The 8,814-nt window shown below is 63.4% G+C and carries 8 protein-coding genes; 5 read left to right on the top strand and 3 right to left on the bottom strand.

The genetic code is table 11. The features are described 5' to 3' along the window. Nucleotides 1-127: 127 nt before the first annotated feature. Nucleotides 128-937 carry a class I SAM-dependent methyltransferase gene (locus tag NKH16_RS18665; RefSeq protein WP_352618552.1) on the bottom strand — a complete coding sequence of 270 codons (810 nt, stop codon included), beginning with the start codon at nt 935-937 and terminating at the stop codon, nt 128-130. A 21-nt stretch (nt 938-958) separates the two neighbouring features. Between NKH16_RS18665 and NKH16_RS18660 the strand changes: the two genes are divergently transcribed. Then, nucleotides 959-1,744 carry a TetR/AcrR family transcriptional regulator gene (locus NKH16_RS18660; RefSeq protein ID WP_352743164.1) on the top strand — a complete coding sequence of 262 codons (786 nt, stop codon included), beginning with the start codon at nt 959-961 and terminating at the stop codon, nt 1,742-1,744. A gap of 153 nt (nt 1,745-1,897) precedes the next feature. Beyond that, on the top strand, nt 1,898-3,274 hold the full coding sequence (locus NKH16_RS18655) for a TIGR03808 family TAT-translocated repetitive protein (RefSeq protein ID WP_352901000.1): 1,377 nt from the start codon (nt 1,898-1,900) through the stop codon (nt 3,272-3,274). On the opposite strand, the gene NKH16_RS18650 is transcribed toward NKH16_RS18655, so the two are convergent. Together NKH16_RS18650 and NKH16_RS18645 are read right to left on the bottom strand one after the other, a co-directional pair. Continuing rightward, entirely contained in the window at nt 3,267-4,271 is a 1,005-nt protein-coding gene (locus NKH16_RS18650) for an asparaginase (RefSeq protein WP_352743160.1), read from the bottom strand. The genes NKH16_RS18655 and NKH16_RS18650 overlap by 8 nt on opposite strands. A 26-nt stretch (nt 4,272-4,297) precedes the next feature. After that, nucleotides 4,298-5,464, bottom strand: coding sequence for an acetyl-CoA acetyltransferase (locus tag NKH16_RS18645; RefSeq protein ID WP_352743158.1), 1,167 nt, complete (start codon nt 5,462-5,464; stop codon nt 4,298-4,300). 225 nt (nt 5,465-5,689) lie between these two features. Here NKH16_RS18645 and betI point away from each other — a divergent pair, with 225 nt between their 5' ends. From betI to NKH16_RS18630, 3 genes are read left to right on the top strand one after another with little or no spacing between them, the layout of a single operon-like run. Then, a complete protein-coding gene (betI, locus tag NKH16_RS18640) occupies nt 5,690-6,280 on the top strand; it encodes a choline-binding transcriptional repressor BetI (protein WP_352900997.1) in 591 nt (196 codons plus the stop codon). Then, a complete protein-coding gene (gene betC, locus NKH16_RS18635) occupies nt 6,277-7,806 on the top strand; it encodes a choline-sulfatase (protein ID WP_352449082.1) in 1,530 nt (509 codons plus the stop codon). Before betI ends, betC begins: the two co-directional genes overlap by 4 nt. After that, nucleotides 7,806-8,813, top strand: coding sequence for a threonine/serine dehydratase family protein (locus NKH16_RS18630; protein ID WP_502897384.1), 1,008 nt, complete (start codon nt 7,806-7,808; stop codon nt 8,811-8,813). The genes betC and NKH16_RS18630 overlap by 1 nt, the downstream gene beginning before the upstream one ends. Nucleotide 8,814: the final 1 nt, after the last annotated feature.

Genomic DNA, 8,814 nt, shown 5'->3' with positions numbered 1-8,814 from the left:
CCATCATCGACTCAATCTCCTCTTACGACGAAGATTGAATCAGTGCTTCAGGACTGCTGCAACCCGGACTTTTTCAACACTATCGGTGTAAAGCTGACCATGCGAATGCCTCAACGCGCTATCGCGCTTAGAGCGCCGTAAGGCTAAGGTCCGGCTGCGCAATTAGATAGCGGAGCCCCTTGGTTCCGACGTCGCCTCGCTCAGCGATATTGAAGCCGAGCCGGCCGAGATCCGCTGCGATTTTGTCCAAATCGACGTAACCATGCCGGTGGAGCCGAAACGTGCTCTTCCGGCGCGGCGGTTTTGCAAAATCGACGATAAGCACGCGACCGCCCGGCTTCAGGACGCGGAAGGCTTCTCTGCCAAAATCCTCGCGGCCCTTCTTTGGAAGATGGTGGAACATCAGCGTGCTGAGGACGACATCAAATTCCCCATCCTTGAAAGGCAGTTCCTGAGCGGTGGCGGTCGAGAACCCGACTTGTAACCCTGCCCGCCGGGCCTTTGCCGTTGCGCGCGCAACCATTTCGGCGGAGGCGTCGACGCCGTCCACACGCCCCTCCGGCCCCACCTTCTGTCTGACGAGGAGCGCGGTGGTGCCGGTGCCGCACCCGACATCCAGGACCACTTCTCCCGGTTTCAGCTCCGCAAAGCTTAATATCCTTTCGCGAAAAGCACGTTCGCGACCGAAGGTCAGAAGCCACGCCAGCATATCGTACAGGGCGGCGGAATGAAGCGTGATGCCGACATGCGGCGCCTTCTCCTCGCCGGCGGCCGGTCTGCGGTCCTTGGCGGACAGCCGCCCGTGAGCGCTTTGCCATATCAATAAGCTCGCGACTACGACGAGTGCACCAGCATGAAGCAGGAGGACGGGAACTCCCAAGGAAAAGACCGCATTTGCCTGTCCCAACGAGAAAAATGCCGCGAGCACCACGGCCACTTTGACGAGCGCGACTAGCGCATGCCCTCCAACTATTGTTCCGAAAAGACGTTGGTGCATTGCTTTATCTCCGGCCAGCCGGGCATCGCGCCGGGCCTTCCGCAAGAGCATATGATACTGGACAGTGTGTCCAGTATCAGTTTTACTGGCCACATCGCACCGACGCGCCCAATACTGGACGATTTGGTGTCCTTTGGCCGGAAAAGGATGTTGCCGATGCCAGCCGGACCGATCGACCGTCGGGTCGCCAGGACCCGCAGCCGACTGCAGCAGGCGCTTTTCAGATTGACCGCCGAGAAGGGATATACGGCGATCACGGTCGAGGACATCTGCAGGGAAGCCGATGTCGGCCGCTCGACTTTCTACACGCACTATCCCGATAAGGACTACTTGAGGAAAGCAACGATCGACGAGCATATGAAGGGCTTGCAGGCACGTGGTGCCGAACGCCATTCGCAGAGAAATGCCAAGGGCTTTTCCTTCAGCGGTCCGGTGTTCGAGCATGCTCTTGCCACGCGGGAGATGCACCGTGCGCTGATGGGCGGGAAAAAGCGCGAAATGCCAGAAGAGATCCGCGGCTGGATAAGCAGGCAGGTTCGCCATGAGTTGGCGAATATCCAAGGTGATGAAGGCGGAGTCAGACTTGAGATCGCCACACGCTTCATCGTTGGCGCGTTCTTTGAAGTGATGCACTGGTGGCTTGAGAGGGATACGAAGCTGTCCCCCGCGGAGATCGACCAGACATTCGTGCAACTTGCCTTCAACGGGGTAAATGCGGTGTTCGCCGAGCCAACGAGGATCGAATAGAGATCAAAAGGGGCTTCGTTTGATCGCCCACAGAAAGGCCGAAAGCAATATTCCGTCCTGGCTGGCAAGCTTCAGATTTTCACCACGAGTTCGACCGGGCTAGTCTGGCACGAATCCTGCGGCGTGGCCGTTGAACGCAAGGGATCTGTGCCGATGTTGAACAGACGAACGCTGCTTGCGCAGACCGCCGGCTTTGCCGTCATGGGGCTTTCGCTCGGCAAGGCAGCGGCGAAAAACCTTCCCGGCATCGAGAAAGCCGCGATGCGTGGCGCGATCAACGCGACCGAGCTCGGCGTCCGGCCCGGCGCGCTAGACGACCAGAGCAAGGCTTTCACCAAGCTGCTGCGCGACGCGCACGACCGCGACATGCCGGTGTTCCTGTCGCCGGGGATCTATATCGTTTCCAACCTGTCGCTGCCCGGCCGGGTGCGCCTGTCCGGCGTACCGGGCGCATCGCGGATCGTCTATGGCGGCAATGGCCATCTCATCATGGCCGAACAGGCCGAGCATATCGAACTCAGCGGGCTGGTGTTCGACGGCAGCAACCGCTGGATGGGCGACTACGCGCAAGGCCTGCTCGATCTGCGCCGCATCGCCCATCTGGTCGTCGACAATTGCCAGCTTACCGGCAGCGGCAAGCACGGCCTAGCGCTCGAACACGCCTCGGGCCGCATTGAGCGCTCGGAGATATCCGGTGCGGCCGATGCCGGCATCTATTCGGTCGAGGCCGATGGCCTGGAAATATCAGGCAATAGCGTCTCCGACTGCGCCAATGGCGGCATTCTCGTGCACCGCTGGCAGGCGGCGGAAGACGGCACCATCGTCAGCGGCAACCGGATCGAGCGCATCCAGGCGCGCAGCGGCGGAACCGGCCAGAACGGCAATGGCATCAATGCGTTCCGCGCCGGCAATGTCATCATCTCCGGTAATATTGTTTCGGACTGCGCGTTTTCGGCGATCCGCGCCAACAGTTCCAGCAATTTGCAGATCACCGGCAACACCTGCTCGCGTTCGGGCGAGACGGCCGTGTATTCCGAATTCTCCTTCGAAGGGGCGATCATCGGCAACAACATCGTCGATGGCGCCGCCAATGGTATTTCGATCGTCAACTTCAACGAAGGCGGCCGCATGGGCGTGTGCTCCGGCAACATCGTCCGCAATCTGGCGACCAGCGGCCCCTACCCTGCGGACGCGCCCGGCTTCGGCGTCGGCATCAGCGTCGAGGCAGACACCACAGTTTCCGGCAATGTCGTCGAGAATGCACCGCTCTACGGCATGCAGATCGGCTGGGGACCGTTCATGCGCAATGTGGTCGCCACGGGAAACGTCATCCGCAAGGCGGGGACCGGCATCGTCGTGACCGTGGTCGAAGGTGCCGGGACGGCAATCATCTCCGACAATGTCATCGACGGAGTCCAGAACGGCGCGATCGTCGGCCAACGCTGGGCCGAGCCGGTGACCGGCGACCTCGCCGCATCAGGCAATGCCGGCTACGCGCATTTGACCGTCGAGCGCAACCACGTCAGTTGAAGGTGGCCGTCGGCCGGAGCGCGCCGACTTTGGCACCGATCCGGCTTTCGATGGGCGGATTTGCCTGTTCGATCAATTTCGCAGCGAGCGCCTGGTCGGCGTGCAGCAGCTTTGCCAGCACGGCCGCGACCATCACTTCAGCGGCGCGGCCGGCGCCATCGTCGCATTTCAGCGCAATGCCAAGGCCGAGCTCCGGAAGGGCGGCGCAAAAAACACCTTCGGCGCCTCCCTTGACGAAAATCCGGCCCGGCGCGGCCTCCATCATCGCTACATCGGACCTGCCCGTGCCGGCGACGAAAAACGGCTCGGCCATGCAGGCGGAAAGCAGCCGCTTCGCCGCCCGGGCGCGCACCGGTTCGAAGCCGGCACCTGTCGCCATGCGGGCAAAGCCAAGGGCAAAGCTGCGCAGCGGCACGGCATAGGTCGGAATCGAGCAGCCGTCGGTGCCGCGGTGATCGGCGTCATGGGCAGCACCGGTCACCGCCTGCATCGCTTCGCGGACCATCTCCTGCGAAGCATGGCCAGCCTTGACGTAACCACGATGGGCGATGCCGCTGTGAACGCAGGTGCATAGGAAGCCTGAGTGCTTGCCGGAACAATTATTGTGCAAGGTGTTCGGCGCACGGCCGGCGCGCGCGAGCGCCAGCGTCGCCCCGTGGCTCGACGGCCAATGCGCGCCGCATTCGAGTGCCGTCTCGTCGAGGCCGGCTTTCGCCAGCATGGCGCGCGCCAGCTCGACATGCGGCGGCTCGCCGGAATGGGAGGCGCAAGCCAGCGCCAGCTCCCGGTCACCGAAGCCGTAGGCATCGGCAGCGCCGCTCTCGACCAGCGGCAACGCCTGGATCGCCTTGACCGCCGAACGCGGGAACACCGGCTGTGCCGTGTCGCCGATCTCCCAGACGGGCTTGCCGTCGGCGTCGAAGACGGCAACAGCGCCGCGATGCGCGCTCTCGACGAGAGCGCCGCGCAAAACTTCGACCAGAACCGGATTTGTCATGTCACCTCCCGCAAATGCGGGCGGGTTTATCTGATCCGGTCGAGAATGGAAACGTAGTTGGCGACCGCGGCACCACCCATATTGAAGATGCCGCCGAGCTTTGCTCCCGGCACCTGGATGCCGCCCGCCTCGCCGATGAGTTGCATCGCGCTCAGCACATGCATGGATACGCCGGTGGCACCGATCGGGTGGCCCTTGGCCTTCAGCCCGCCAGACGGATTGACCGGCAGCCTTCCATCTTTCGCCGTCTCGCCATCCAGGGCCAGCTTGGCGCCCTCGCCCGGCTTGGCCAAGCCCATCGCCTCATACTCGATCAGTTCGGCGATGGTGAAACAGTCATGCGTCTCGACGAAGGACAGGTCGCCGAGCGTCACGCCCGCCTGCTTCAGCGCCTGGTTCCAGGCCCGCTCGCAGCCTTCGAAGGCGAGAATGTCGCGCTTCGACATCGGCAGGAAATCCTGCACATGCTCATTGGCGCGGAAGGCGACGGCGCGACGCATCTTCAGCGCCGTGGCCGTGTCGGCAAGGACAAGCGCGGCGGCACCGTCCGACACCAGCGAGCAGTCTGTGCGCTTCAGCGGACCGGCGACGAAGGGGTTTTTTTCGCTTTCCTGCCTGCAGAACTCGTAGCCGAAATCCTTGCGCATCTGCGCGTAGGGATTGTCGACGCCGTTCTTGTGGTTCTTGGCGGCAATCATCGCCAGCGCATCCGACTGGTCGCCGTAGCGCTGGAAATAGGCTTGGGCGATCTTGCCGAAGACGCCAGCGAAGCCTGCCGGCGTGTCACCGTCCTCCGGCAGATACGAGGCCTTGAGCAGGTTCTTGCCGATCTCGGGACCGGGCGTCGTCGTCATCTGCTCGGCGCCGACCACCAGCACGATACGGGCGGCATTGGCGTCGATGGCGCGGATGCCTTGCCTGACCGCCGCCGAGCCGGTGGCGCAGGCGTTCTCGACGCGGGTCGCCGGCTTGAAGCGCAGCCGGTCGTCGGCCTGGAGGACCAGGCTCGCGGTGAAATCCTGGCCGGAAAACCCGGCGTTGAAGTGGCCGAGCACGATCTCGTCGACGTCATCCGGACCGATGCCGGCATGATCGAGCGCCTCGACTGCCACCTTGGTGATCAGGCCCTCCAGCGTCTCGCCTTCGAGCTTGCCGAAGCGCGAATGCGCCCAACCGACGATGCATGCTGTCATGGCGATCTCCATCCTGTGGACCCGGGCTACGCGATACTGCGCGCGCATCCGCATTGTTCAAGCATGAACCGTTTCGCCGGCCTCGTGAAGGGGCCAGAACCGCACAATCGCTTGATCTTGATCATCTGGTCATAGTGCCTGGCTTTTGCCAGCAAATCAGGCCGGATTTTTGTTGATTTGATGCGTCAATAAAAAATAATCTTGTCGCAACAGGCCGGAGCAGGAATGCCGAAACTCGGAATGGAGCCGTTGCGCCGCAGGGCGCTCATCGACGCAACGATCTCGGCGATCGGCGAGCGCGGTTCGCTTGATGTGACGATGTCGGAAATCGCCGGCCGCGCCGGCGTGTCCTCGGCGCTTGCCCACCATTATTTCGGCGCCAAGGACGAATTGCTGTTGGCGACGATGCGGCACATCCTGAGCGAGCTCACCGCCGATACGCGCCGTGCACTTCGCGCGGCCGGCACGGCGCGCCAGCGCGTCGCGGCGGTGGTCGCGGTCAACTTCTCCGACATCCAGTTCCAGCCCGAAACGATCGCCGCCTGGCTCGCCTTGTATGTCGAGGCGCAGAAATCGGCAGCACTCCGCCGGCTGCTCAAGGTCTATGCGCGCCGGCTGCATTCCAATCTGCTCAGCGGGCTGGCCGGCATCCTGCCGAGAAGCGAGGCCGACCGGGTCGCCGAAGCGACCGCGGCGCTGATCGACGGGCTCTATATCAGGCGCGCGCTGAAGGACGGTGTTCCCGATGCCGCGACCGCGATTGCACTGGTCGAGGACTATCTCGAAACGAAGCTCAGCGGACGGCAGAAGCAGTGACATCCAAGCGACCCAACATCCTGATCGTCATGGTCGATCAGCTCAACGGAACGCTATTTCCAGACGGGCCGGCAGACTTCCTGCACGCGCCGCATCTAAAGGCGCTCGCCGCGCGTTCGGCGCGTTTTTGCAACAATTACACCGCGTCACCGCTCTGCGCGCCAGGCCGGGCCGCATTCATGAGCGGCCAATTGCCGTCACGCACCGGGGTCTATGACAATGCCGCCGAATTCACCTCGTCGATCCCGACCTTTGCTCATCATCTGCGTGCCGCCGGCTATCACACCTGCCTTTCCGGCAAGATGCATTTCGTCGGTCCGGACCAGTTGCACGGCTTCGAAGAGCGGCTGACCACCGACATCTATCCGGCCGATTTCGGCTGGACACCCGACTATCGCAAACCCGGCGAGCGCATCGACTGGTGGTATCACAATCTCGGCTCCGTCAGCGGCGCCGGTACTGCCGAGATCACCAACCAGCTGGAATATGACGACGAGGTCGCCTTCCATGCGGTGCAGAAGCTCTATGATTTTGCCCGCGTCTCCGACGATGCCGCACATCGGCCCTGGTGCTTGACGGTTTCCTTCACCCATCCGCACGATCCTTACGTCGCACGGCGGCAATACTGGGACCTTTACGAGGATTGCCCGGCGCTCGAGCCGGAGGTCGGCTTCATTCCTTACGACAGGCAGGACCCGCATTCGCAGCGGCTCTACCGCGCCAGCGACTATGACAGGTTCGACATCACCGCTGAGCAGATACGCCGCGCACGGCGCGGCTATTTCGCCAACATCTCCTATCTCGACGACAAGCTCGGCGAATTGATGTCGGTGCTCGAGCACACACACATGCTCGACGACACGGTCATCCTGTTCTGCTCGGATCACGGCGACATGCTCGGCGAGCGCGGCCTGTGGTTCAAGATGTGCTTCTTCGAAGGTTCGGCGCGGGTGCCGCTGATGGTCGCCGGCAAGGGCATCGCCGCCGGCCTGATCGACACGCCGGTCTCCAATCTCGACGTGACGCCGACGCTTTGCGACCTCGCCGGCATCGACATCAGCGCGATTGCGCCGTGGACTGACGGCCAGTCGCTGCTGCTGTTGCTGAACGGAAAGAAACGCTCCGCGCCGGTGCTGATGGAATATGCCGCCGAAGGCTCCAACGCGCCGATGGTGGCGATGCGCGAGGGCCGCTACAAATTCATCCATTGCGAGATCGATCCGCCGCAACTGTTTGATCTTGAATCGGATTCGCAGGAATTGACCAATCTCGCCGCCGATCCGGCCAATGCGGCATTGGTGGCCGCTTTCACCGACAAGGTGCGGGCGCGCTGGGACATGGCGGCCTTCGACGCGGCGGTGCGTGCCAGCCAGGCACGCCGCTGGATGGTCTACCCGGCGCTGCGCAACGGCACCCATTATCCCTGGGAATTCCAGCCGCTGCAGAAGGCATCGGAGCGCTACATGCGCAACCACATGAACCTCGACCTGCTCGAAGAGCAGAAGCGCTTTCCGCGAGGCGAATGATGGCAGATAGTCTCGTCCCCTCGCTCGACCATCTCAGGCAGGCCTATGCCGTCACCTCCAAGGCGACGCAGGTCACGCCGCTGCTGGAATCGGCGGCACTCGCGCGCGAGACCGGCGCCGCCCGCGTCTTCGTCAAGGCCGAATCGCTGCAATGGGCAGGATCGTTCAAGGTGCGCGGCGCCTACTGGCGGCTGAAGAAGCTCTCGCCTGACGAAGCCAAAAAGGGCGTCGTCGCCTACTCCTCCGGCAATTTTGCGCAGGGGCTAGCGGCGGCTGGCCAAGCGCTTGGCATTCCCGTCACCATCGTCATGCCGATCGACGCGCCGGCCGCCAAGCGCGACGCCACATTGGGTTACGGCGCGCGCGTGGTGCTGACTGACCATGGCGAGCGCGCGCGTGAGGAAGTCGCCGCCGCCAAGGCGCGCGAGATCGCTGCGAGCGAAGGCCTGGCGCTGCTGCACCCGTTCGACGATCCGGAGATCGTCGCCGGCCAGGCCGGTGCCGGGCTGGAGGCACTCGACCAGATCGCCGCCAGGCAAGCGGAGGCCGATCTCTTGTTCTGCTCGGTCGGCGGCGGCGGCCTGATCGGCGGTGTTTCACTGGCCTTTCACTACCTGTCGCCAGCCACGAAGATCATCGGCGTCGAGCCGGAAGGTTTTGATGGCATGGGCTCGTCGCTGGCGCATGGCGCCATCGAAACCATGCCGATCGGGCCGAAATCGATCTGCGACGGGCTGATGTCGCGGCGGCCCGGCGACGCGCCGTTCGCAGCGGTGAAGGCCGCCGGCGTTCGCGGCGTCACCGTCGACGATGCTTCGGTGCGGCGCGCCATGCGCCTCGCCTTCGAGCGGCTGAAGCTGGTGCTCGAGCCATCCGGCGCTGCTTCGCTGGCGGCGTTGCTCGGCGGCAAGGTCGACGTCACCGGCAAGACCGTTCTCGTAATGGCAACCGGCGGCAACGTCTCGCTGGCCGATTTCATTGCGCATATGAACCACGGGCGCGCATGAA

It is taken from the genome of Mesorhizobium sp. M1307, from assembly GCF_040318155.1.
Lineage (GTDB): Bacteria > Pseudomonadota > Alphaproteobacteria > Rhizobiales > Rhizobiaceae > Mesorhizobium.
This window is presented reverse-complemented; position numbering and strand designations above follow the sequence as displayed.

Excerpts from the sequence above, each read along its gene's own strand:
- NKH16_RS18645 (WP_352743158.1), bottom strand. The coding sequence starts at position 5,464 with ATGACAGCATGCATCGTCGGTTGGGCGCATTCGCGCTTCGGCAAGCTC.
- NKH16_RS18650 (WP_352743160.1), bottom strand. The coding sequence starts at position 4,271 with ATGACAAATCCGGTTCTGGTCGAAGTTTTGCGCGGCGCTCTCGTCGAG.
- NKH16_RS18660 (WP_352743164.1), top strand. The coding sequence starts at position 959 with ATGCCCTCCAACTATTGTTCCGAAAAGACGTTGGTGCATTGCTTTATC.
- betI (WP_352900997.1), top strand. The coding sequence starts at position 5,690 with ATGCCGAAACTCGGAATGGAGCCGTTGCGCCGCAGGGCGCTCATCGAC.
- NKH16_RS18655 (WP_352901000.1), top strand. The coding sequence starts at position 1,898 with ATGTTGAACAGACGAACGCTGCTTGCGCAGACCGCCGGCTTTGCCGTC.
- NKH16_RS18630 (WP_502897384.1), top strand. The coding sequence starts at position 7,806 with ATGGCAGATAGTCTCGTCCCCTCGCTCGACCATCTCAGGCAGGCCTAT.